Genomic DNA, 22,088 nt, shown 5'->3' with positions numbered 1-22,088 from the left:
AATAAAAAGCCTTGAAGGCAAATTTTATTTATTCAGTGGGTGCGCGAAGTCAGTGGCATTTGTTAAACTGATGGACCCACTTTGGGACGTATGAGTGATCTGACCATTCATTGTTGCAGTATTCTTAGATCATGGAGTTCTAGTCGTTTGATTTTCTGCCGCTTTTTCATTCTTCTATCTATTTTAATATGGCCTGCTGTCACTGCACATGCTGCTGTGCAACAAGCAACAACCATTACTGGCTACAGCATTAACGGGTTATCAGGAGAGTTAGAAGAAAATGTTGCGCTTTATTTAGTGCAATTAAAAGGCGAGGTCCCCTCCAGGCAATTACAGCGCTATGCAAGCGCACAAGTTAAAGCGAGTATGCGCGCACTGGGGTATTACCATAGCGAAGTAGAACTCAGCTTAGAGCGTAGCGAAGGCAAAGCGCAAGTAATTGCGAACATCATACCCGGCAAAGCGACGCGCATCGCTAGATTGGATTATCAATTTAGTGGTCCCGGAGAAGACGATCAGCAGCTTAAGGCGGTGCTTGATAGCTTACCTCTGCAGCAAGGGCAGGTTGTGCACCATGGCCAATATGATAGTGCTAAATCAGCCATAGATAGGCAATTGTTAGAGCTTGGCTACTTTGACGCTAAGTGGCAACAATCTAAGTTGGCGATTAATCGCTCTCAACACAGTGCAGAGGTGGTGCTGCATGTGCAAACGGGCCCACGTTATGATTATGGGCCGATTAACATCAGCTCTGATACACCAGCAAGCAACTATATTTATTCTCTGGCGCATTTTAAAACCGGGCAGCCCTACCGTGCTACTAAGGTGTCAGAATTCAATCTTGCGTTATCGCAAACGCCTTACTTTAGCAGCGTCCGCGTTTATGCTGATATTCCCGCTCGGACTAATGGCGAGGTGCCGATTCGTGTGGAAGTCCTGCATAAACCACAAGATAGCTTTGAAGTGGGGGGCGGCTACTCAACGGACTTAGGCCCCAAAGCCAGATTCAAATGGTCTCGTCCTTGGATCACCGAAGACGGCCACTATCTTGAGAGTAACCTGAACATTTCCAAACGTCAGCAAGACATTAGTTTTGCCTACACCGTGCCGGTGGACGACCCTAATGACGATATCTGGCGCTTTAGCCTCGGCTACAAGCTCGAAGATAATGTCGATACGGATATCTTCTCGAAAACACTGACAGGCTTAGTGCAAAGACAGTGGAAAGTGGGAGAAGATTGGATACGCACCGCATTTTTGCGCCGAGAGTATGAAGAGTTTCGCATTGGCGAGCAGCATCAGCGCACTAAGATGTTGCTACCCGGAGTGAGCTTTGCCCGCAAGCAAAGTAAAGGAGGTACCACGCCGTTTTGGGGTGAGCAATGGTTAATCAGCACCGAAGTGGGCACTGAGCACTTGGCTTCGACCACCGATATTGTCAGAGTCCAGCTACAGTATGCGTGGTTAAACACTTATTGGCAGCGCCATATGTTTTTTACCCGGGTCAATCTGGGTGCTATTTACGTGGATGATATTAATGACGTGCCGGTTTCTATGCGGTTCTTTGCCGGTGGCGATCAGAGTATTCGCGGCTATAAATATGAGTCTATCTCGCCTGAGCGTAATGGCTATAATATTGGTGGTAAATACCTAGCCACCGGCACCTTGGAGTATAATTATCAGTTTGCTGAGAATTGGCGGGCGGCGCTATTCGTTGATGCCGGAACCGCCACCAATGACTTCTCTGAATCATGGTCGGTTGGCACCGGCTTCGGGGTGCGTTATTTAACCCCTGTAGGCCCCATCCGTATTGATCACGCATGGGCATTATCCACACCTAATAACACCACTCGTTTGAGCATTACTGTGGGGCCGGAATTATGAGCAAAGGGTATAAGCGTATTCTCCAATGGTGTGGCGGCCTTATGGGCACTATTTTAGTCACCTTGTTTTGTTTGTTATTTACAGAGGTGGGTAACAAGGGCATTGCTTATGTGGCCAATCACAGCGTTGATGGGTTGCGCATTTCGCTCAAAGAGGGGCGGTTTTTATATGATGACCCATTTGATATCTCTTTTACCAGCGAACAGATAAGCATCGATGCTGAGGCTGTGCGTATTGACTGGCAGTTATTGGGTTGTGCTGGGCTGTGCTTTCGCCAAGTTGGGGCTGAGTCACTGACGGTGCAAGTAGCTGATCAGCAAAACGATAAGGCGGCAGCGACTGATGCACAGCCGCCGGCCAGCGAGCCGATATCATTGCCGACTATCACCATCAAAAGTCTATTTTTAGGACAAGCCAACATCCATGCTGCGGGCCTTAGCGTGTCAGCACGGGATTTTAAATCAGCGCTTGAGGCGCATCAACGAGACGTTAAGGTGCAGCCGTTGCGTCTGCGCTCGCTTGAACTTACTTTACCTGAGAGTGAGCAGCAGCCTTCCTCAGCACCACTTGAGGCGCTGCCACCGTTACCGCCTATCGCTTTTGATTTGGGCATCAATGCGCAGCTTAAAAAAGCACAGGTTGCTGACATTATTATCACTCAAGGGCAGCAAAGCCACCGTATCAGTGATTTAAAAGTGGCTGTGGCACTGCAACAACAACAGTTGTCCGTTTCACAACTATCAGCCGCTTACCAATTGCCCGCTGATATCGCGACAAACGAAGGGGATACACTTGAGGCCCAAGCTCAGGGTCAATTCTCTTTTGCTGATGGCAACCCTTTAACAATGTCGCTGCAATTAGCTGCCTTGGGCGAGCGCAGCGAGCTTTCATTCACGGGCAGTTTAGATGAACTTAATGTCCAGGCGCGTAATCAAGGCAAATATACCTTCGAATTAGACGCACAGGCACAATTACGAAAGCAAAATTGGCCTTTTGAGTTGGCGTTTTCACACGCACCTTGGCAGCTTGAGGTGCAGGGCCAGCCGTTACAGATAGAACGCACCAACATAAATGCATCGGGTACTTTAGATAACTACCGCTTAGATGTCGATGCATTGACACAGCTAGCAGCATACCCTCAAGTGAGCACTTCTTTACAGGCTCAAGGAAGCCTTACCGGCATCAACGCTGCGCCGTTACAATTGCGAGCGAATGATAGCCACGTTGAGGTAACAACATCAATAGCCTGGCGCGATGGTATTAGCGCTGATTTTTCTGCGCAGCTAACTAATTTGCACAGTGAGTACTTATTAGACACCGTGCGCAGCGATCTATCGGGCCAGCTGCAAGGCCGAGTGAGTGTTGAATCACCCCAGCAGTGGTTGGTGGAGCTTAAACCGTCGTCATTATCAGGTACGATAAACGAGCAACCGCTCACATTTAATGCCGAACTGAATATTGATAGCGATCTCAGTGGCGATATTCATGCTTTTAGTGTGCGCCAAGGCGAGAATACATTGGTTATCAATGGCCGCATTGATGAGCAGTGGCAACTAGCCGGCGAATTAAACTTGTCATCATCATCGCCACTTTATCAAGGTTATTCAGGGCAGGGACACGCTCAGTTTAGTATCGAAGGGCAACGTTTATCTCCCAAGCTGCAATTGCAATTGCAACTAGCGACTCTGCAAGGTGAGGGATTGCGAGTGAGCGACGCAACATTAGATATTACAGGGCAATATCAACAAGCCGACTTAGAATATGACTTGGATGCAGAAGTAGCTAACGTTAGCCTTGATGGCCAAGTTATCAAAGGCATTCAAGTACAGTCTCAGGGCTCACAACATCACCAACAAAACTATGTTCGTGCTGGATTAGCTCAAGGGCAAGCGCAGTTGGCGTTTCAGTCTGAACTGCAACAACAGCAATTGAGCTTGGCAATTACCGAGTTGGAATTGCGCGGCGACGAGTATCAGGTCGCACTGGAACAAAGTACCCAGTTGGACATTGATCTGGCCCAGCAGAGCGTGCGCACTAAGCCCTTTTGTTTAAAGGGCAATGCCATGCACTTGTGCATAGAGCCCAGTGATATCAGCGCCAAGCAGGGACACGTCAACGCTAAGCTTGACTACTTTCAGTTACAGTCTCTTACCACTTTGCTGGGACCCAACCTGGGTATAGAGGGGCAAGTGCAAGGACATGCGCAGTTGGCATGGCAAGATAGCCAAGCAATGCAGATTGATGCTGAGTTCCATACCCAGCAATTACAAGGGTTGTATAGAAACCAAGGGCAGTTGCAGCGATTGCCTGTGGAAACCTTAATGATAAAGCTAAGCAGTGATGCAAAAAATGCCAATGCTAAGCTAAGCATAGACTCCTCAGTGGTTGGCAGTATTGACGCTGATTTAGCCGTAGAGGATATCACTCAAGCGCAACAACTCTCTGGAGAGGTGCTCCTAACAGATACCGACATCAGTAAATTCGCTCACTTTGTGCCTGATGTGAGGAAGTTAGCGGGCAAGTTAAGTGCTAATCTAACTCTCAGCGGCACGTTAGCGCAGCCCTACCTTAATGGTGAGCTCAAGGCGCATGAATTGGCAATTGAAGGGGACGCACTGCCGGTAGCACTTGCTAACTCTCGTCTCGAAGCTGAACTCGATGGTGAGAGTATGACCTTGGAGGGGGAATTGCTCACGCCCGATGGTGGCAAGCTTGCTATTGACGGCTCAGGTGTGTGGCTCAGTGATAATCCGGCACTTACCATTTCACTCTCGGGCGAGCGCTTTATGGTGGTACCGCAGCAAGGGGTCAATGTCGCGATCTCTCCGGATTTAAACATAGATATTAGCGCCCAAAGTGTGCAAGTTGATGGTCGTGTTGATGTTCCTTACGGACGTATCAAAATCAAAGAGTTACCTAAAGGAGCGGTACAGGTCAGTGATGATGAAATCATTGTGGACGCACCACAAAAGCAGCAAAGTGCGCCTTTCGCTTATCAAGTGCAGTTAGATGTGGGTGTACATGACGATGTGTATATAGACTCGTTTGGCCTGAAGTCCTACATCATGGGCGATTTGAAGCTAACCGCGAGTAATGAAAGTCCGCCATTGGCAAGTGGCGAGTTAAAACTGGTGGATGGTAAATACCGTGCATTTGGCCAAGATTTAGTGATCCGTACCGGGCAAATTGGGTTCAGTGGTGCGCTTGATAAACCTTACTTAAATGTGCGCGCGATCCGTAATCCAGACACCACCGCCAACGGGGTGATAGCGGGTATCGAGTTAATCGGAAATGTTGAACAGCCGAAATTAAACGTGTTCTCGGAGCCGGCCATGGATCGTTCACAAGCGCTTTCTTACGTGCTTAACGGTCAGCCTCTTGGGGATGGTGATACGAACACTGATGCTATGCTAACGCAGATTCTTCTAGCCCAAGGTCTCAATCGCAGTGAGGGGTTTGTATCGCGAGTAGGGGAAACATTTGGCCTCAGCGATATAACCTTAAATTCAAAAGGCAGTGGTGATGATACTAAGGTTGAAATTGCTGGCTATATCGCGCCGGGGATCCAAGTAAAATACAGTGTTGGTGTATTCGAGTCTATCAGTGAAGTGGCTGTGCGCTATCAAATACTGCAAAAACTATATATAGAGGTAACCAGCGGGCTTTATGATACCTTAGATATATTGTATCGGTTTGATGTGGACTAACGCATGTTTAAATGCTGGCTATGGGCATTGTCTTTATTACTGGTGATATGCGAGTGTGGTGCGCAGCAGTCGGTGACGATGCGTGTCGCCCAGGCCGATCATCCTTATATGCAGGCGTTATTTACTAAACTAGCTGAGCGCATTGAGTGTTTGCACCAAAAGCAGGTCACATACCAGTATGTTGACCATCTGCCATCACAGCAACGAGCGATTCAACTGTTGGGAGATGAGCACGGTATTGATTTATTCTGGGGTGTGACTTCGCAACAGCGAGAGCAGCAAGGGTGGGCGATTTTAATCCCAATAGCCAAAGGGTTACTGGGTTATCGCATTGCGCTAGTACGCTCTGATAATCCCGATATCCTGGCGCAAAAAAAGTATATAAGCGATTTTTCATCATTACGAGTGGGTCTAAGTGAAGATTGGCCGGATGCCAACGTGTTCAGCCGTAACGGTTTCACGGTGGATGCATTTTCTAAATCATCGTCTCATTACGATATGCTGAGAAAAGGCCGCTTCGACTTTCTGCCTGAAGAGCTCACAGCATTTGACCCCCAATCACTGCCTAAGGGGCTGATATACGACAAACACAATGTCTTTTATTACCCGTCGGCGGTGTACTTGTTTGTTGCTAAAGGTGATAAACAGCGCCACCAATTGCTGAGCTCGGCGCTGCGGAGCTTATTTTCAGATGGCACCATAGAGCGCTTACTACACACCCATTTAGTCCCTAATATTGATGCGGCGGAACTGGCAACACGCAATTATATTCGCTTGACCAATCCGTTATTACCCGCCTCAGCACCGTTACATATTTCCCATTATTGGTATAACAATAAACAAGGAACTCGCCAATGATCACACGCCTACTTATAGTTGTGAGCCTAGTTTTAAGCGCGACTACTAGTGCAGACGACAACCCCTCTCCTACAACTATTATTGATAACGCCGATGCCAGCGAATGGCGAGCCGTTACTGATGAAAACTTAATGATGATTACCTTAGCGACAGGGATAGTGTATCTGGAGGTAAACCCAGAGCTTGCGCCAGCGCATGTTGAGCGCTTGCGCTCACTAGCTAGCCAAGGCTTCTATCGTGGGCTGAGTATGTATCGTTTTGTCGAAGGCTTTGTTGCCCAAGGTGGCGCTGGAGACAAAGACACGGATGTGCCGACGCTGAAAAACGAGTTTGTCAGTCACAGCGAAACAACTCGGCCGTTAGATATCGTCATCAATGAAGATGATGGTTACAGCGCGCGTAGTGGCTTTATTAATGGCTTTGCCGTCGGCCAAAATAAGCAGGGCACACAAACGTGGCAAATTCACTGTCCTGGCGCATTAGGTATGGCGCGGGGCAATGGAGTTGACAGCGCAACCAGTGAATTTTTTGTAGTGCTTGGTCAGGCACCGCGTTACTTGGATAAGAACATTAGCGTATTTGGTCGCGTACTTGCGGGCATGGCCCATATACAGCAGCTACAGCGCTCGCCAAAGCCGGGACAGCCTTTTAACCCAATTGTTGATATCCAATTTGCTGATCAACTGCCTGCCAAGCAGCGCCCGGTAATTAAAGTAATGCGCACCGACTCACACAGCTTTGCAGCGCTCGTTGCAGCGCGAAAAAATCGCCCCGAGGCGTGGTTTGTGACCACGCCTGATTATATTGATACCTGCGCCATGAATGTACCGACGATTATTGGCGGTTAATGCGCACGTCAAATAAGGTTTTATCGCTGTGTGTGGCGCGGTAAGGGTTAATATCCAGGCCGCCACGGCGAGTGTAGCGGGCATAGACCTCCAGAGACTGCATGGGCGCACAGGCCATAATATCGGTAAAAATGCGCTCTACACACTGCTCGTGAAACTCGTTGTGGCTGCGAAATGAAATCAGGTAACGCAGCAGCGACTCATGACAAAGAGCGGGGCCTTGGTAGCGTATAACCACGCTGGCCCAATCGGGTTGTGAGGTGATCAAGCAATTAGACTTCAATAAGTGACTATGCAGGGTTTGTTCAACTTGCTGCGCATCGTCGGCTAGGCGCAGTAAGCTTGGTGTCAACTCATAGGTATCGACGGTGATATCGAGCTCATCAATGCACTGACCTGGTAACGCTGTGGCTGCGAAGTGCTGATAATCCTCAGGGCCATACAGTGTTACTTGCACGTCACTTTGGGTCGCCGCACTTAAGTCTTTGGCCATGGTTTGCTGTACTGCTTGGATACTCTCAAACCGGCTTTGGTTGAAGCTGTTTAAATACAACTTAAACGATTTGGACTCAATAATATCCGGGCTTTGACAAGGGAAAGTAAAGGTGGCCACCGCGACCTGCGGTTTGCCTTTAGGATTAAGCCACGATAACTCGTAACCGGTCCAAATATCCTCCCCTTTAAAGGGCAGGGCACGCTTATCTATTTGCAAATCATCACGATTAAGCTTGCGTGCTATGGGATAAAGTAGGGATGGATCGTAGCTGTCTTTATACTCAGTTGCCTTGCCGAGTAGGCTGGCTTTTAACTCTGGGGCGTTGCTGTAATCTGTCATGCTGTGCGATTTGGCGTTACAATATGGCGTAATTATACCTAAATTATTTGAGGCATGCATGAGCGTAAGCACAGAACTTCAGCGCTGTTTACAGGCACACATTAGCAACGAGCAACAACAGTATGGCCGTAACCCGCTGGCGTTTTTCGACCCGGACTCGCCCAGCCCTGCAGCCATTGCCGGCACTGAACAACAGCAGCAAGTTCAGTGGCAAATTCATGAGCGTACCCCCAGTGCTGACTTAAATGAATTGGCAGCGGCCCTCGAAGTGCCTTTCCCACAACAACTGAGCGAATTATTTGGCAGCTACTACAGTGGTAATCTGCCGGCGAGCATCGACGGTCATGGCGTGGAGCTCCTTTTACCTTGGAACGAGGACGACTTTGTACGCTTACAGCAAAATATAACCGGTCATGTATTAATGAAACGCCGGTTAAAGCAGCAAGACACCGTGTTTATTGGGCTGACCGAGCAGGATGATTTGTTGCTGAGCGTGCGATTGAACGATGGTGCAGTCTGCTTAGAATATGTCGGTAAAGAACCGCACCATGTTTTGGCGGATGATATCAGCTCGTTGTTACAGCAATTAGACGTGCTGTAAACACTATTGGTGATCCCAGGAAATATTAGATACCAACTGACATTGCTCACAGCGAAAGTCGAACAATCCAAACCATGGCTCTGCTAGATGCCAATGACCATCGCAGCTAGGGCAGCGACGTTGTTGCTCGGCTGTCAGGCTCTCACCACCGACACGGTACAAGTAATAGTAGACTGGCTTTTTGGTTAGATAACGGATCCGCTTTGCCAAGTCCAAGCCGCGACGAGTCAGGTCGCTATCAAAGGCGCTGATCTCATGCAGCGCCGCAAATTCGCAGCGTGTTGCACCATTAATTTGGATTTGATCGCATGCCTGCCAGTCTTCTTGCCATTTTATCAGTGTCTTGTAATCGCCATTGGCGATAGCAGGAATGTGATACAGCGGCACCGGTAAAAAATCATCACCACAATACAACGGACTGCACGTATGCAAATAGGTGGTGTAAAGAATGTAACTGCTCGGTGCAGCGCAGTTATCTGCACTATTGGCGTGAATATCTTGCCCTATTACCTTGACCTTGGGCGCTAACAACCCGGCATCGTTTAACTTATCGAGCGCAAACTTCACAAACGGACTGTGGTTGAGCGGGTGCAATGAGTCCTCTTCTGGGCACATTACCCGAGTCACGAAGAAGCCTTCTTTCAATACGGTTGGAAATTCATCGCCGATGATTTGGCCATTGGCTCGAAGCGCCACCACCGTCTGATTTATCGCCTGTTCGGCAGCGCTGAGTTGGGTGTCTTGGTAACAGTCAAAAGTGAGGTCTACAACAAACATTCGCTATTTTGAGTTCTCGAGCAAAGCGAGTAGTTTATCAAGTTTTTCCTCAATACGATCAAGTTGTGTCGACTTTTGTTCGTTATTCGGCAATTGTGGCTCTATGACCATGTTTTTGAATGCCTCGGGGTTATTTTTATATTGGCTTACAGCGGCAATAATCATTGGCATCGGCACGGGCTCTTTGAGCATCGCTTTGGTCATTGCTACGGTAGGTGTTTTGTTTTGTGCTAATAAGGCTTTGATGGCGTCAAAAACCACAGGGTTCATACAAATGGATTCCTTCTTTTTAATCGCTGAACAGTATAAAGCAAAGGGCCGCAAGAGCCCTAATTTTGGATGTTCAATATTAACGAAGAAAGTATGAACCACACCTGTCTTGGGCGAGCTTTATCGCTGTATTAATGCCTAAGCTGGGCGTCTAACTCGTCAATTAATTCGCACCAATCCGCATCTTGTTCCAAAGATTCTGTAATAAAGTGGCGCTGCGCCTGTGACCAAAACGGCGCATCAGCGAGTTTGAGCTCAGGGCTTAATTTGTGGTCAGTCACAAATTGTTCAATTTGCTCATCGCTGCTGGGCAGGCCGAGCTGTTGAAAAAGGGTCGTCATCGTATGTTTTGAGGTATCCATATAATGTTTCCATTGTGCTCATAAAAGGCTATGGTTAACTATAGAACAACAACGATAACAAGGAAATACCATGCTCGGCGACTATAAAGTTAGGTATCTTACTCCAGAAGATTTGAACGTGGCTGCGAGCCTGATTTATCAGGCTTATCATGACGACCCGCTAATGCGAGAAATATTCAGCGCCGAGAGCAGTAAAACCCAAGAGTATGAAAAAAAGTTACGCGCGCTCATCCGTGAAGAGCTACACAGTTTTTGGCAGGCCAAACAACCATTAGTTGGCTTGTATGTTGATGATGCTCTGCGTGCCATTGCTTGTGTATTTCAATCTGACGCCAGCATGCAGGCGGATCGCTATTGGCACTGGCGACTGAAACTGATGCTCAGTGCTGGTTATTTGACGACTCAGCAGCTCATTGAAAAGGAAAAGACCATTCGCAACGCATTAAAAACGATGGGGCGCTACTTATTTTTAGCCTTTATTGCGGTGGATCCTCACTATCAACGCCAAGGTTATGGTCATTACCTCCTTAAAGGCCTTGATAATCTTGTTGAGGAAGATAACGAAACGCAAGGACTTGCTGTGTTTGTTACGCAGTCTCAGCATCAAACTTTCTTTGCTAACCACGGTTTTGAGACCATGCAAACATTGCAATTTAGCAAAGTCAGTGGAGAGTTGTTATTCAAAAAAAGTCCACATTGCGTTTAATGGAAATTTCAATGTGAGAGATCTCTCACATTGGTGTGGGTTTAACGATGAATATGTCCCTACCTTTAGCTCCATAATAAGTTTAACCTATTGATTTATATATGCTGCTTCATTGTTTCTACATTATTGCAATAAAACTTTTTGCAAAGCACTTGCTGCATCTTTTTGGCTTTTCTCTAAACTTATCATTGTCAGGACGGCAACAGTGCAGGATGCACTTGGCTAAGGAACGGATGTAGGCCAACCACGCAAAGTAATGCAGGAATAGTAATGGAATAGACGGTAACGGACGCCGTTAAAGGACAGGAGCACAGGAAGTGCAGGGAAGGCGGGATGCCTAGGAATGGCCAAGGAGGCAAGAGGAACACTTCAGGATGAAGCAAGGAACAAAGCACAGGATGTGCATCGGTTAGATAGGGTAATCGAGCAAGGAAAGCAAAAGGGACGACCTTAAGGTCAGCGGTGATGGATACCGCGCAAGGATGATGCAGATTAGGGCGTGACTTACAGTCACGCCTTAGTTTTTTTAGATTCTGTGCGGTGGGATATCGGCCTTACGTAAACGTTCATTCTCCATCCACAACTCTCCCTCGTACAAGGTTTCGCCGTCACTGGAAAACTCAAACATAAAGCGGCTGCGGATCCCAAGCTTACCATTACTTAAAATCGCTAAACGCCACTGTTTGCAAGCAACACTAACAAATTGCACGCCTAATTGTTCAGCTTGACGCTGAGCATGTAACCGCGCAGTTTCTGCCACTTTACGGCGATACCAAAACAACGCTATCACGCCACCACACAGCAGCAGAATCCATAAGGTTTTCACGACGAAAATAACCCACCAATTGCACGAGAAAGCGCATCAGAACGCTGCTCAGACCGTAATATAGCTAATACATGAGGGCGCAACATTGGGATTGCAACTAAGTCGGCAAAAATACTGGCGAACAATGGCTGCTCAGTGTCTATTCGACAGCAGTGCTCTAAGAACTGTGCTAAGGTTTGCGGTGCCTCTAAATAAGCCCAAAGTCGCCCAGCGATGACCTGGCATATGTCAGCATCTTGGCCGTAATCACTGTTCATTACTTGCTCCAGCGCTTGTTCAACCAGCCCCACTGCGCGTGCACTGCTGATGGCGCGAAGCGCATCAATAAGTAGCGCTTTATCCTGATGTTGAATCGCTTGATTGATACTTGTGATCAGGGTTTGCGCTGCTTCAGTACCTAGCTCACTATTTTCGAGCTGGGCAGCGAGAGGTTGGCGTACTTGTGCAGGTAATTGCGACCATGCTTGGCACAGCAGGGCTTCATTGTCTTGATGGTCAATGCGCGCAGCAAAATCGGCAAGGCCTTGCACAGCGACACTTTGCCAGTCTTGCCAGCCCAACTTACCGCTCAAATATAGCTGTGCATGCTCATAGTACTGCGATGCGCTTTGCCGTAACTCTACTTTGATACGGGCATTGAAAGCGGCACGCTTATTGGCATTGGGAGTAAATACATAAGGGTTGTTATCGAGTTTGCTTTGCTCACCCTCAGCCCCAGTTAACGATGTGCCAATGGCTTCTAGCACCATATTGGCAAAATGGTCACGACTCGCTGCTACCAGCTTACTTTGCTCATCCAACGGCATTTTCAAAAACCACACATAAGGCTCACTCGATGCTCTTGGGTCCCAAAACTGAATCGCCAGTAGTGCATGCTGTGCCAGTGGATATGGATAAGGAATAGTTGTCGACTCAATATCAGCAAAGGTTGCTTTATCTATTTTTTGCACCCGACGACCAATGTCAAATACACGCCATGTGGTGCCGGCGGCATCTAATAATTGTGCCAGTGTGGCGATGTTGTCGCTCATACGCGGCTCCTGGAAAATAAAATTCCGCAAATTATAGGCATATTGCGTCATCAACCCAAGAGAAATGCTAATATAGCGTTTTTGAAGTTACCGCAATAACCGTGTTATGTCGTATTCCATCACTCAATTGCTCACGCAGTTGCAAGGTGAATTAGCTAATGCAGGCTTATGGCAAGATAAGCCCGTTGCTGAGCATTTATTGCAATCCAGCCAACCTTTTTGTGTCGATACCCTGAGGTTCGAACAATGGTTGCAGTTCGTCTTTATTCCCAAAATGCGTGCCCTAATACACGCAAGACATCCTCTGCCTTCGGCTATAGCCTTAACCCCCATGGCTGAGGTCTATTGGTCAGGGCGGTATGCGCAATTGCACACAGTGCTTAAGCGCATAGATATTACTCTCGGAGGGGGAGAGTGAACGACTTAACAGATTCGGCAAATGTTGCACCAGTACAGCCGCTCGATATTCTATATCGTGATGAGCACTACATCGCTATTAATAAACCGTCGGGACTACTGGTTCATCGCTCTTTTTTGGATAAGCATGAAACCCAATTTGCAATGCAAATGCTGCGCGATCAAATCGGTCAACATGTGTATCCACTGCATCGCTTAGACAGGCCCACATCCGGTGTATTATTGTTTGCGCTTAGCAGTGCCGCCGCCAACCGTGCAGGACAGCTGTTCAGTGAAGGAGGGATGCGCAAACGTTATCTAGCGTTAGTCAGAGGTTTTGCCCCTGAGCAGCAATGTATCGACAGGCCACTAAAGGAAAAACTAGATAAAATTGCCGATAAATATGCGCAACAAGACAAGCCAGCGCAATCAGCGCGCACTGATATACATTGCTTGTTGCAAGCAAGCCTGCCTATTGCCTTAGGGAAGTTTCCCAGTGTTCGTTATTCGCTGGTGGAGTGTTGGCCTAAGACAGGGCGTAAGCATCAGATACGTCGCCATATGAAGGGCATTAACCACCCTTTGATTAACGATGTAAACCACGGTGATAATACGCAAAATCACTTTTTTGCCGAGCACTTCGAGGTTTCGCGGCTAATGTTGTTTGCAACCGATGTGTACTTTGGGCATCCTTACAGCGAAGAATTGATTCACATTAATGCACCACTAGGTGAACACGCACTCGCCGTTTTTGAGCGCCTCGGGTGGCCGGTGTGTGAGCAAGCTTATTATGCGAAGGAGTTTTAAATGGCCAAGATTAATATTTTTTACGGCAGTGTCTATGGCGGTGCGGAGCGTCTAGCCGACAGTGCCGAGGAGCAGCTAAAAAAGCACGGCCATGAAGCCACAGTGATCGACAACCCGCAAGTGGAAGATGTTAGCAACAGCGAATATATATTAGTGATCACATCGACCACAGGGCAAGGGGATATTCCCGATAACCTCATGCCACTGTTCGCTGCTTTGAAAAGCCAGTTTCCTTTATTAGGTGGCACCCCGTTTGCGGTCATTGCCATGGGTGATAGCAGTTATGGCGATACTTTTTGTGGTGCGGGTAAGCAAGTTGAAGAGCTGTTGATGGAGCTGCAAGGTAAGCCGCTGCTGCCACGCTTAGATATTGATGCCCTAGAGGACTTTGATCCCGAGCCGGTGGCGCAACCTTGGTTGGCTCAGTTTGCTGGTGCAATAACCGAGTAGCATGATGTCGAAAAAAAGCGCTCTATATGAGCGCTTTTTTTTAGCCGCGTTTTACAGCCACAATGAGTTTGAGCTTTTGCCCAGGGTAGAGGTACTTTTTACCGTTTAAGTTATTCCATTTGCGAATGTCGCCAACGCGCAGCCCGAATTGCTTAGCAATGCGTGATAATGAGTCACCACGACGAACCTTGTAGGTAATGGTGCGGTTGGTCGTTTGCGGTAATGCTTGGCCTGTGGATTGGCGAATTTTTAGTTTTTGCCCTAGCCGTAACATGGCGTTGTTACCCAGATTATTCCAGGCTTTTAGCTGTGCTACGGTGACGTTGTACTCACGGCTGAGATCCCACAGCGTATCGCCGGACTTTACGGTATGGCTACGTGTTAGTGATGTCGTACCATTGACCGCTAAACGTACTTTTTCTGGTAAGTGCGAGGCCGCCTTGTCAGATAAAGGTACCATTAGCGTTTGCCCTGCGCGTATGGTGCTTGACTCCAATGCGTTTAAAGTGCGAATAGCGCCAACGCTGGTATTAAACTTTTTAGCGATCACCGATAAGCTATCGCCCGCAGCCACCTCATACTGTTGCCAACGTAAGCGGTCTTGCAACTTCGCTGACGCTAATTGTTGTTTGAATGGCGTGATGCTATCAAGCGGCAATAGTAAGTGATGTGGCCCCTGTGGATCGGTGGCCCAGCGGTTGAATGCCGGGTTGAGGCGGTACAGCTCAGAAAGTGAAATACCTGCCATTTCTGCTGCTAAAGCTAAGTCAATCTGTGAGCCAACATCGACACGGTCAATCACTTGGGCATTAACTATTTTGTTCCACTTAATGCCAAACTCATCATGGCGTTTAAGTAGGTCTGCCAGTGCCAATAGTTTTGGCACATAGGCGGTGGTTTCCCGTGGCAGATCAAGTGACCAGAAATCGGTAGGCAGGTGCTTACGACGATTTTTCTTAATGGCTCGCATGACTCGCCCTTCACCGGAGTTATAGGCAGCAATTGCGTTTAGCCAGTCGCCTTCAAGGGTTTTATGCAAATAAGAAAGATAATCCAACGCGGCGCGGGTTGATTCGGCAATATCGCGACGCCCGTCGTACCACCAGTTTTGTTTTAAGCCAAAGCGTTTGCCCGTTTGCGGCATAAACTGCCAAATACCACTGGCACTGCGATGGGAATAGCCATATGGGTCGAAAGCACTCTCGACAATCGGCAGCAGCGCAATCTCCATCGGCATTTTACGCTTTTCGACTTCCTCAACAATGTAATATAAATAGGGCTCGGCACGTTTGGCAATGCGATCCATATAAGCTTGATGGCGCGCATAGTAATTACGCTCAGCAACCACAGGACGATTTTGCGGAACTTCTATTGAGAGCTGATAGCGGATCCGCTCCCAGACATCGTCAAATACAGGTGCTTCTTCTAGCTGTTCAACTACCTCATCGCCGCCTAGGGTGTCGATTGTTAGCGCATCGCTTATCTCTTGCGGGGACGCAGTATTGCTAGGGAGTTTAGTGATTGAAACATCCCTAGAGGTGGTTTGGCAACCACTTAAAAACGCAGATAACACCGCTGCGATGAGTATATGTTTATTCATGAACTGTTAATCTTTGGGCAAAACTGCGGCGCATACTAGCAAAAATTGATGAGATCCTACAAATTTTGCGCAATTGTACCGCAGTTAGAGACTCAGAAATTGTCCTTCCAAGCACGAAGACCTGCAAAGATTGCACTGGGTTCACCGCTGGTAGCCGGGCGATATGCCGTAGGGAGTGCTTGTGGCGATATTTTATCGGCACGAAGGAAAGGGTTGATGCGTTTTTCCTGGCCGATAGTGCTAGGGAGGGTCATCTGTTTTTGCTCTCGTAATGCATTGACTTTGTTTGTGTAGCGCTGCACCTCTGCATCCTCAGGTTGCGCTGCTGAGGCAAAGGCCATGTTTGCCTGAGTATATTCGTGCGTGCAGTACACCAAGGTATCGTCGCTCAGGGTAAGGAAGGTTTGCATTGATTGCCACATTTGCTCTGGCGTGCCTTCGAATAGGCGGCCACATCCTCCACTGAACAACGTATCTCCACAAAAGACCAACTGTTCATTGATATAGCTAATATGGTCAAGGGTATGCCCCGGGGTGGCACGCACTAAGAAATCGAACCCAAATACGTCAATGCTATCGCCATCTGCGAGCGTGTGCTCGATGCCCGTAAATGGGCTATTCTGTGGTCCGTACACCGGCGCCTCTGGGTAGGCTTGTTTCAGTGCGGCGACACCTGTTGTGTGATCCCAATGGTGATGAGTAACTAGTATCCCCGCCAGCTGGTAGTCATGCTGTTCGAGGTAGCGCATTACGGGTTCAGCATCCCCTGGATCGATTACATAAACGTGAGGTTTGGTGGGGTGCACCAGGGCCCAAATATAATTATCATTAAAGGCGTTGATTGCGTCGACTTGCACCATAGCGAATAGCTCTATATCGTTAACTTATGCCCCTTAGTATAACGAGCTAAATCTGTGAAACCAGCACTAAGCTTTCAACAACATCCTGCGCCCTATACCTGGCAGCAGTTTCCTCATGGTGACTACTTGCAAAATGACGTAGAACGTAAGATGCAGCCGTGGTTAGAGCGCATGTTCGGTTATCACCTGTTAAAAATTGGCGATCTGAGCGTCCAGCTAGATACGTCCGCGAGCCCCATAAAGCATCAAGTTGGGGTGGCAGCGCGTTCACAACAAGCTGGCGTACTTGCCGAAGTCGATGAGCTCCCTTTCTATGAAGGCAGTGTGGATGCGTGTATTCTGAGCCTGTGTTTGGAATATAACAGCGACCCCCATCATATTTTGCGTGAGGCCCATCGCACACTGATCGCCGGTGGTTACATTGTTATTACCGGCTTCAATCCGTTTAGCTTTTGTGGCGCTGCTAGCCTGATCCCATTTAGCCGTCAAAAACTGCCTTGGAGCGGGCGCTTCTTTACTCCTTCCCGAGTCAAAGACTGGCTCGACCTATTGGGCTTTGAGCTGATAGCCGATGAGCGCTTTTTACATGCTTCATTGGCTCGAGGCTCGCGTTTATCGCGCTTTGCCCGCTGGCGCAGTTTTTGCCGTCAATATTTAAAACCCATGGGCAGTGTGTATATGCTGGTGGCACGTAAGCGGGTGACACCCCTGACCCCCATAAAGCCTAAATGGCACGCACGGCCAAGTTTCAAACCTGCTATTAAAGGCGTTGAGGTGAGTCGGCGGCACCGGCGCGCGCACCCTGAAGATTAAATGGCACAGCTTTATCCATTAACTTAGGCTTATTGAGGGTGGCATCACGTTGCTGACGCTGTGCGATAAACTGCGGTGCTGATTGTTGTAAATGCACATTTTGTTCACGCTGACAGCCAATGGTGCTGTGGTAGTCTAAAGCTCGCCCCTCAGGTTGATAGTCGTGACACACCCACACCTTGGTGTCACTGGGTAGAGATAACAACTTTTGGATTGAATGGTAGAGCTGTTCAGCACTGCCTTTAGGGAAGTCACAGCGCGCGCTCCCAGAATCGGGCATAAACAAGGTATCGCCAATAAACACATGGCCATCAACGTAAATGCTGATGCCATCTGGGGTGTGCCCAGGTGTTGCAAGCACCTTAAGCTCAAAATCACCTAAGGGTAGATGGTCGCCATCATTGACTTGCTTATCAAATTGCTCGCCATTAGTGGCACACGCTAGTTGGTATATGGGTTTAAGTGTTTTTTGCACATCGCGGATATGTTGACTGACCACCGTTTGCCCACCACATTGCTCACCAACGTAGTTACATGCGCTGAAGTGGTCGGCGTGCACATGTGTTTCAATGAGCCATTTAAGTGTTAATTGGTGGCGCTCAAGATAGCGGATAATGATATCAGCACTGGCAAAACTCAGTGTGTCTGTCGCCGCATCGTAATCAGCGACCGCATCAATCAACGCTGCATGTCGCGTGGTAGGGCAAAACAGCACATAACTTAACGTGTGACTAGGAGAATGATAAAAAGGCACCACGGTGAGAGACATAGTTAATCCGTTTTAGGTATATGATATAACCAAAACTTATATTATATGTCTGCGTCTGTAAAGAGGGACAAGATGGGTGCCTCAACACCGTCAATCTGTTGGTTGATAGCCGGTGTCTTCCAACAACGATGCGCTGGTTGCGGCAGTGCGTGCGAGCTCATCGACGATGTCATTTTCTTTATGTCCGCTGTGGCCTTTAACCCAGCGCCAATCAATGGTGTGGCGTTGGCAAGCCTCGTCAAGGCGCTGCCATAAATCAACATTTTTAACCGGTTGCTTGCTGGCGGTACGCCAGCCGCGTTTTTTCCAATTCGCTAACCAGCTTTCTATGCCTTGTTTTACATATTGGCTGTCGGTAGTAAGGACAATGTCACAGGGGCGGGTGAGCGATTCCAAAGCGACAATTGCAGCGAGTAATTCCATGCGGTTATTGGTCGTGGTTTGATACCCTTGACTTAGCGTTTTCTCGTGCTTTCCGTAACGCATAAGAACACCGTATCCCCCTGGACCAGGATTCCCTAAACACGAACCATCGGTATAAATTTCTACGCTTTTTTGCACGCTTTACCTTGTTATTATGTACAATGAACGAAGCAGCAAAGATAGCAAATATGAGCGTAAACTGATATGGCGCAAAGACAAATAGTGCTTGATACCGAAACTACAGGCATTAGCCCGAAAGAGGGGCACCGCATTATTGAGATTGGTTGTGTGGAGTTGATCAACCGCCGGCTAACCGGTAACAATTTTCATGTTTACATTAATCCCCAGCGCGACATCGAAGACGAGGCCATTGATGTGCACGGGATCACCAATGAGTTTTTGCAAGATAAACCGCTATACCACCAAATAGCCGATGAGTTTCTTGACTATATCCGTGGTGCAGAACTCGTTATTCACAATGCCCCGTTCGATGTGGGCTTTATGGACCACGAATTTGCCATGCTGAATCGAGGCTACCCTAATACTGAGCAGGTGTGCCAAGTACTCGACACTTTAACCATGGCCCGGGAAATGCATCCCGGACAAAAGAATAACCTCGATGCGCTTTGCCGCCGTTATGATATTGATAATGCAAAGCGAACGTTGCACGGTGCATTGCTGGATTCTGAGATTCTTGCTGACGTCTACTTAGCAATGACCGGCGGTCAGAAGAAACTTAATTTGGCGCAACATAATGAACAGCAAAACCAAGGCGACGATGGTGACATCATTCGTTTAAACCCAGATAGACCTGCCTTAACGGTGCTGCGTGCTGACGAACAAGAGTTGGCGGCACATGAGCAGCGTCTAGACTTGGTAGAGAAAGAGGGCGGTCATTGTTTGTGGCGCACTCAGTAGAGATAAAAGATGAAAAGGGTGGTGATGGCAAAATTAATTCTCATCAGTATGGTGCTGCTACTTGGTGTCAGTGCGTCGGCACTGGGCGATGAGCAGGAAAAGCTGACCGTATTGGCCGAGGGCAATGAAATCCCGCTGTTGGATAACCGCTTTCGGATTGACCACGATGTTGACAAGATTACGCTGCTCTTTTTTCGTCGCCAAGGCTCACCCGCCGTTGTGTTGGTGCGCCCAGATGGCAGTAAAATTTATGCCACCCACTCACTCAATGACGACAACCTACAGTGGCATGATGAGCTCGGCTATGACTTAATCGTGCTAAACAAACCGATGCCAGGGCCTTGGCAAGTGGTTGGGCAAATTTTGCCGGATAGCCGTATTATGGTTATCGGCGATATCTCCCTTCAAGTTGATGAACTTCCCCCTCTGCTTTTTCGTGGCGAAATTATTAAACTGACGGGGAAGGTGTTAAATGATGGTGAGCAGGTGAAAATTGGCCGTTTCCGTGATGTCATTAACATGCAAGTTGATTTCGTTAGTACTAATAATAATGAATACAGTAACTTTGGTGCCCGCACAGAGCATGTTGCCAACTTTAAAGATGATGGCCGAGGTTTTGATGAGCGCCCGGGTGATGCGATTTTCACGGGGGAGTTTCGTCTTGATTTTGCCGCCGGGCAGTGGCGGCCAGAGATAGCCCTGACCACGCCCATCATCCAACGTAAAGTGGTGCAAGAGCCAGTGGTGGTCAAAGAGCCGCCGCTCACCTATGAGCTTCATGAGGGAGCCAAAGGCGAAAGCCACGAGTTACACATTACCCTCGATGAGCAGCTACTCGATCCGCAATCGGTGTTGCTCCAAGGAAAGATCTTTTATCCCAATAACGATGAACAAGCCTTTTCATTGCCAGCTGAGCAAGACAACACGCGCGTGATCACCATTAGCAATTACGAATGGGGGCGTTATTCGCTGCAAATAGAGCTATACGGCACGAACAGCAATGGCCGTGAGTTTATGGCAGCCCTGCCTGATTATGAATTTGCCATTGCTCGGCCCATAGAAAAGGTCGAAGAAATAGCGCCCCCGGTGAGCCAAGGGCCTACCGAATTGGCAGAGCAAAGTGATCAGCCAAGTGCGATGAGCAATGCGTTATTCTACAGCTTAGTGGTGTTAGGGAATGTGTTTATTTTGCTCGCTGGATGGGCAGCCATTCGCGTGTTGGTGCAAAAAAAGCCACTTTTAGGCAATATTAATTTATTGTTCTGGAAGAAAAAAAGTGCCCAAAGTGATGAGCAAGAAACAAACAGCTCTGAAGCTAACTCAGATAAAAATGGCTCAAAAAGTGATAAATCAGGTGAAATTTTAAACCTTTCGATGTCAGATGACTAAAAAAGCCCTAAAAATTCAAAAAAACTATTGACTCACCAAGGGGTGATTCGTATCATTCACGCCGCTGTCAGGGCAGAGCTTCTGGCAGTTTGGATATCGCGGAGTGGTAGTTCAGTTGGTTAGAATACCGGCCTGTCACGCCGGGGGTCGCGGGTTCGAGTCCCGTCCACTCCGCCAGTTATCCAGTGTTTGCTTACTCGTTGGAGTGGTAGTTCAGTTGGTTAGAATACCGGCCTGTCACGCCGGGGGTCGCGGGTTCGAGTCCCGTCCACTCCGCCAGTTAAGTAAACAGCCTTATTCCGTCGCGGAGTGGTAGTTCAGTTGGTTAGAATACCGGCCTGTCACGCCGGGGGTCGCGGGTTCGAGTCCCGTCCACTCCGCCATTCGGAATAGAAAAAATATAAATCTCTGCGGAGTGGTAGTTCAGTTGGTTAGAATACCGGCCTGTCACGCCGGGGGTCGCGGGTTCGAGTCCCGTCCACTCCGCCATCTTTATATTTTTTAGTACATTGTGTTATTCAGCGCTTGTCGCGGAGTGGTAGTTCAGTTGGTTAGAATACCGGCCTGTCACGCCGGGGGTCGCGGGTTCGAGTCCCGTCCACTCCGCCAATGTCTGAATAAATCCTATGTACACACATCGTCACTGCGGAGTGGTAGTTCAGTTGGTTAGAATACCGGCCTGTCACGCCGGGGGTCGCGGGTTCGAGTCCCGTCCACTCCGCCACTTAGACGATGCACTCATACCACTGCGGAGTGGTAGTTCAGTTGGTTAGAATACCGGCCTGTCACGCCGGGGGTCGCGGGTTCGAGTCCCGTCCACTCCGCCACTGAGTGTGCTCACTCAGTATTTCCAGATACATTCTTGTTATTCCTTTATCTGTTCCCTTTTAATACCCGCTATGGGTGCTGCTTCTATTTACCTGTAATAAGCCTAGATAGGCGGGTGCTGTGTTTTCAG

General features: G+C 48.3%; 22 protein-coding genes and 7 tRNA genes. 19 read left to right on the top strand and 10 right to left on the bottom strand.

The annotated features are described in order from the left end of the window. Nucleotides 1-216: 216 nt before the first annotated feature. The 4 genes from MHM95_RS03415 to MHM95_RS03400 are packed head-to-tail and all read left to right on the top strand — an operon-like array spanning nt 217 to nt 7,297. Nucleotides 217-1,884, top strand: a complete 1,668-nt coding sequence (locus MHM95_RS03415; protein WP_235418814.1) for an autotransporter assembly complex family protein — start codon at nt 217-219, stop codon at nt 1,882-1,884. After that, on the top strand, nt 1,881-5,591 hold the full coding sequence (locus MHM95_RS03410) for a translocation/assembly module TamB domain-containing protein (RefSeq protein WP_239384219.1): 3,711 nt from the start codon (nt 1,881-1,883) through the stop codon (nt 5,589-5,591). Before MHM95_RS03415 ends, MHM95_RS03410 begins: the two co-directional genes overlap by 4 nt. Nucleotides 5,592-5,594: 3 nt before the next feature. Then, nucleotides 5,595-6,449 (top strand): hypothetical protein, encoded by an 855-nt coding sequence (locus MHM95_RS03405; RefSeq protein WP_130148364.1) that lies wholly within the window; start codon nt 5,595-5,597, stop codon nt 6,447-6,449. Continuing rightward, nucleotides 6,446-7,297 carry a peptidylprolyl isomerase gene (locus MHM95_RS03400; protein ID WP_239384218.1) on the top strand — a complete coding sequence of 284 codons (852 nt, stop codon included), beginning with the start codon at nt 6,446-6,448 and terminating at the stop codon, nt 7,295-7,297. The genes MHM95_RS03405 and MHM95_RS03400 overlap by 4 nt, the downstream gene beginning before the upstream one ends. Here MHM95_RS03400 and queF read toward each other — a convergent pair. Continuing rightward, entirely contained in the window at nt 7,284-8,132 is an 849-nt protein-coding gene (gene queF, locus MHM95_RS03395) for an NADPH-dependent 7-cyano-7-deazaguanine reductase QueF (RefSeq protein ID WP_239384216.1), read from the bottom strand. The genes MHM95_RS03400 and queF overlap by 14 nt on opposite strands. A 58-nt stretch (nt 8,133-8,190) precedes the next feature. Here queF and syd point away from each other — a divergent pair, with 58 nt between their 5' ends. Next, complete coding sequence (syd, locus tag MHM95_RS03390; RefSeq protein ID WP_130148379.1) at nt 8,191-8,733, top strand: SecY-interacting protein; 543 nt, start codon at nt 8,191-8,193, stop codon at nt 8,731-8,733. A 3-nt stretch (nt 8,734-8,736) separates the two neighbouring features. Here the strand turns inward: syd and MHM95_RS03385 are convergent, their stop codons facing one another. The 3 genes from MHM95_RS03385 to MHM95_RS03375 all read right to left on the bottom strand — a co-directional run bounded on the left by MHM95_RS03385 (nt 8,737) and on the right by MHM95_RS03375 (nt 10,142). Beyond that, nucleotides 8,737-9,510 (bottom strand): Zn-ribbon-containing protein, encoded by a 774-nt coding sequence (locus MHM95_RS03385; RefSeq protein ID WP_022946702.1) that lies wholly within the window; start codon nt 9,508-9,510, stop codon nt 8,737-8,739. Nucleotides 9,511-9,513: 3 nt separating this feature from the next. Then, nucleotides 9,514-9,780 carry a hypothetical protein gene (locus tag MHM95_RS03380; RefSeq protein WP_022946703.1) on the bottom strand — a complete coding sequence of 89 codons (267 nt, stop codon included), beginning with the start codon at nt 9,778-9,780 and terminating at the stop codon, nt 9,514-9,516. Between the two features lie 131 nt (nt 9,781-9,911). Next, nucleotides 9,912-10,142 carry a DUF2789 domain-containing protein gene (locus MHM95_RS03375; RefSeq protein WP_022946704.1) on the bottom strand — a complete coding sequence of 77 codons (231 nt, stop codon included), beginning with the start codon at nt 10,140-10,142 and terminating at the stop codon, nt 9,912-9,914. A 70-nt stretch (nt 10,143-10,212) separates the two neighbouring features. Between MHM95_RS03375 and MHM95_RS03370 the strand changes: the two genes are divergently transcribed. Next, a complete protein-coding gene (locus MHM95_RS03370) occupies nt 10,213-10,848 on the top strand; it encodes a GNAT family N-acetyltransferase (RefSeq protein WP_022946705.1) in 636 nt (211 codons plus the stop codon). A gap of 526 nt (nt 10,849-11,374) precedes the next feature. On the opposite strand, the gene MHM95_RS03365 is transcribed toward MHM95_RS03370, so the two are convergent. Next, entirely contained in the window at nt 11,375-11,674 is a 300-nt protein-coding gene (locus MHM95_RS03365) for a DUF3301 domain-containing protein (protein WP_022946706.1), read from the bottom strand. After that, on the bottom strand, nt 11,671-12,705 hold the full coding sequence (locus tag MHM95_RS03360; RefSeq protein WP_239384214.1) for a DUF3549 family protein: 1,035 nt from the start codon (nt 12,703-12,705) through the stop codon (nt 11,671-11,673). Before MHM95_RS03360 ends, MHM95_RS03365 begins: the two co-directional genes overlap by 4 nt. 106 nt (nt 12,706-12,811) lie before the next feature. On the opposite strand from MHM95_RS03360, the gene MHM95_RS03355 reads away from it, so the two are divergent. Genes MHM95_RS03355 through MHM95_RS03345 form a run of 3 tightly spaced genes read left to right on the top strand, consistent with a single transcriptional unit; the run spans nt 12,812 to nt 14,358 of the window. Continuing rightward, nucleotides 12,812-13,123 (top strand): YqcC family protein, encoded by a 312-nt coding sequence (locus tag MHM95_RS03355; RefSeq protein WP_151172513.1) that lies wholly within the window; start codon nt 12,812-12,814, stop codon nt 13,121-13,123. Further along, on the top strand, nt 13,120-13,908 hold the full coding sequence (gene truC, locus MHM95_RS03350; RefSeq protein WP_239384212.1) for a tRNA pseudouridine(65) synthase TruC: 789 nt from the start codon (nt 13,120-13,122) through the stop codon (nt 13,906-13,908). Before MHM95_RS03355 ends, truC begins: the two co-directional genes overlap by 4 nt. Further along, the gene (locus MHM95_RS03345) at nt 13,909-14,358 is read left to right on the top strand and encodes a flavodoxin (RefSeq protein WP_239384210.1); all 450 of its coding nucleotides are present in this window, start codon (nt 13,909-13,911) and stop codon (nt 14,356-14,358) included. Between the two features lie 40 nt (nt 14,359-14,398). Here MHM95_RS03345 and MHM95_RS03340 read toward each other — a convergent pair whose 3' ends face one another. Further along, on the bottom strand, nt 14,399-15,958 hold the full coding sequence (locus MHM95_RS03340) for a LysM peptidoglycan-binding domain-containing protein (RefSeq protein WP_239384209.1): 1,560 nt from the start codon (nt 15,956-15,958) through the stop codon (nt 14,399-14,401). A 92-nt stretch (nt 15,959-16,050) separates the two neighbouring features. Next, on the bottom strand, nt 16,051-16,818 hold the full coding sequence (gene gloB, locus MHM95_RS03335) for a hydroxyacylglutathione hydrolase (RefSeq protein ID WP_239384208.1): 768 nt from the start codon (nt 16,816-16,818) through the stop codon (nt 16,051-16,053). A 54-nt stretch (nt 16,819-16,872) separates the two neighbouring features. Between gloB and MHM95_RS03330 the strand changes: the two genes are divergently transcribed. After that, a complete protein-coding gene (locus MHM95_RS03330) occupies nt 16,873-17,631 on the top strand; it encodes a class I SAM-dependent methyltransferase (protein WP_022946713.1) in 759 nt (252 codons plus the stop codon). Here MHM95_RS03330 and MHM95_RS03325 read toward each other — a convergent pair. Together MHM95_RS03325 and rnhA are read right to left on the bottom strand one after the other, a co-directional pair. Continuing rightward, entirely contained in the window at nt 17,579-18,400 is an 822-nt protein-coding gene (locus tag MHM95_RS03325) for an MBL fold metallo-hydrolase (protein WP_239384206.1), read from the bottom strand. The two genes, MHM95_RS03330 and MHM95_RS03325, sit on opposite strands and share 53 nt — an antisense overlap. A gap of 90 nt (nt 18,401-18,490) precedes the next feature. Next, on the bottom strand, nt 18,491-18,961 hold the full coding sequence (rnhA, locus tag MHM95_RS03320; RefSeq protein WP_130148399.1) for a ribonuclease HI: 471 nt from the start codon (nt 18,959-18,961) through the stop codon (nt 18,491-18,493). A 66-nt stretch (nt 18,962-19,027) separates the two neighbouring features. Here rnhA and dnaQ point away from each other — a divergent pair, with 66 nt between their 5' ends. The 9 genes from dnaQ (at nt 19,028) to MHM95_RS03275 (ending at nt 21,957) form a co-directional block, all read left to right on the top strand. Further along, nucleotides 19,028-19,741, top strand: a complete 714-nt coding sequence (gene dnaQ, locus MHM95_RS03315) for a DNA polymerase III subunit epsilon (RefSeq protein ID WP_022946716.1) — start codon at nt 19,028-19,030, stop codon at nt 19,739-19,741. Between the two features lie 24 nt (nt 19,742-19,765). Then, complete coding sequence (locus MHM95_RS03310) at nt 19,766-21,130, top strand: TIGR03503 family protein (RefSeq protein WP_239384205.1); 1,365 nt, start codon at nt 19,766-19,768, stop codon at nt 21,128-21,130. Between the two features lie 100 nt (nt 21,131-21,230). After that, a tRNA-Asp gene (locus MHM95_RS03305) sits at nt 21,231-21,307 on the top strand. A gap of 25 nt (nt 21,308-21,332) precedes the next feature. Continuing rightward, nucleotides 21,333-21,409 (top strand) — tRNA-Asp (locus MHM95_RS03300). Nucleotides 21,410-21,436: 27 nt separating this feature from the next. Further along, nucleotides 21,437-21,513: transfer RNA gene (locus MHM95_RS03295), tRNA-Asp, on the top strand. A 29-nt stretch (nt 21,514-21,542) separates the two neighbouring features. Then, nucleotides 21,543-21,619, top strand: a tRNA-Asp gene (locus MHM95_RS03290). Between the two features lie 43 nt (nt 21,620-21,662). After that, nucleotides 21,663-21,739 (top strand) — tRNA-Asp (locus MHM95_RS03285). A 38-nt stretch (nt 21,740-21,777) separates the two neighbouring features. After that, nucleotides 21,778-21,854, top strand: a tRNA-Asp gene (locus MHM95_RS03280). Nucleotides 21,855-21,880: 26 nt separating this feature from the next. Continuing rightward, nucleotides 21,881-21,957, top strand: a tRNA-Asp gene (locus MHM95_RS03275). Nucleotides 21,958-22,088 lie beyond the last annotated feature (131 nt).

The sequence above is a fragment of the Pseudoalteromonas sp. CnMc7-15 genome (genome assembly GCF_022347925.1).
Taxonomy (GTDB): domain Bacteria; phylum Pseudomonadota; class Gammaproteobacteria; order Enterobacterales; family Alteromonadaceae; genus Pseudoalteromonas; species Pseudoalteromonas ruthenica.
This window is presented reverse-complemented; position numbering and strand designations above follow the sequence as displayed.

Coding starts and splice junctions, on each gene's coding strand:
- syd (WP_130148379.1), top strand. CDS start 8,191: ATGAGCGTAAGCACAGAACTTCAGCGCTGTTTACAGGCACACATTAGC.
- MHM95_RS03410 (WP_239384219.1), top strand. CDS start 1,881: ATGAGCAAAGGGTATAAGCGTATTCTCCAATGGTGTGGCGGCCTTATG.
- MHM95_RS03405 (WP_130148364.1), top strand. CDS start 5,595: ATGTTTAAATGCTGGCTATGGGCATTGTCTTTATTACTGGTGATATGC.
- dnaQ (WP_022946716.1), top strand. CDS start 19,028: ATGGCGCAAAGACAAATAGTGCTTGATACCGAAACTACAGGCATTAGC.
- MHM95_RS03310 (WP_239384205.1), top strand. CDS start 19,766: ATGGCAAAATTAATTCTCATCAGTATGGTGCTGCTACTTGGTGTCAGT.
- MHM95_RS03375 (WP_022946704.1), bottom strand. CDS start 10,142: ATGGATACCTCAAAACATACGATGACGACCCTTTTTCAACAGCTCGGC.
- MHM95_RS03370 (WP_022946705.1), top strand. CDS start 10,213: ATGCTCGGCGACTATAAAGTTAGGTATCTTACTCCAGAAGATTTGAAC.
- queF (WP_239384216.1), bottom strand. CDS start 8,132: ATGACAGATTACAGCAACGCCCCAGAGTTAAAAGCCAGCCTACTCGGC.
- MHM95_RS03355 (WP_151172513.1), top strand. CDS start 12,812: ATGTCGTATTCCATCACTCAATTGCTCACGCAGTTGCAAGGTGAATTA.
- MHM95_RS03340 (WP_239384209.1), bottom strand. CDS start 15,958: ATGAATAAACATATACTCATCGCAGCGGTGTTATCTGCGTTTTTAAGT.
- MHM95_RS03400 (WP_239384218.1), top strand. CDS start 6,446: ATGATCACACGCCTACTTATAGTTGTGAGCCTAGTTTTAAGCGCGACT.
- gloB (WP_239384208.1), bottom strand. CDS start 16,818: ATGGTGCAAGTCGACGCAATCAACGCCTTTAATGATAATTATATTTGG.
- MHM95_RS03385 (WP_022946702.1), bottom strand. CDS start 9,510: ATGTTTGTTGTAGACCTCACTTTTGACTGTTACCAAGACACCCAACTC.
- MHM95_RS03360 (WP_239384214.1), bottom strand. CDS start 12,705: ATGAGCGACAACATCGCCACACTGGCACAATTATTAGATGCCGCCGGC.
- MHM95_RS03345 (WP_239384210.1), top strand. CDS start 13,909: ATGGCCAAGATTAATATTTTTTACGGCAGTGTCTATGGCGGTGCGGAG.
- MHM95_RS03380 (WP_022946703.1), bottom strand. CDS start 9,780: ATGAACCCTGTGGTTTTTGACGCCATCAAAGCCTTATTAGCACAAAAC.
- MHM95_RS03325 (WP_239384206.1), bottom strand. CDS start 18,400: ATGTCTCTCACCGTGGTGCCTTTTTATCATTCTCCTAGTCACACGTTA.